Annotated in this window: 1 protein-coding gene; it reads left to right on the top strand. The window is 66.6% G+C overall.

The window, feature by feature from the left end; genetic code table 11:
• The coding region (locus SB751_RS28310) for a DUF4375 domain-containing protein (protein WP_410748826.1) at positions 1–419 on the top strand (419 nt) is incomplete at both ends.

Raw genomic sequence — 419 nt, forward strand, 5'->3', positions numbered from 1 at the left:
GCATGCTGAACGTGCGCGACCTGTTGTGGGACGCGCATTACGAAGGCGCGCTGGCGGCGTTGCGGGCGGTGGAGTGGAAGCTGGAAAGCCTGCCGCAGCGTGAGCAGGAGCTGGTTGCGCTGTGGCGCATGGAAGCCGACATCAACAACGGCGGCTTCATGCAGTTCCTGTGCAATTGGGGCGATCCGACCTGCCAGTTGGCGCTGCTGGCGCTGGGCAAGATCGGCGCGGCGCGCACGCGCGCCATCCTGGCGGAGATGCGCGGCCTGGTCGATCGTTTCGAGGCCGCGCCCGAAGTGATCGAACTGAACGATATCTACGGCGCCATGACCGAGGCCGAGCAGGCGCGCCTGCATGCGCTGGACGAAGCCTACTTCGACTATCCGGACGACCTGGCGCGGCTGGGCCTGGCCTACTAC

Source organism: Cupriavidus sp. SIMBA_020 (assembly GCF_046535395.1).
GTDB lineage: Bacteria > Pseudomonadota > Gammaproteobacteria > Burkholderiales > Burkholderiaceae > Cupriavidus > Cupriavidus campinensis.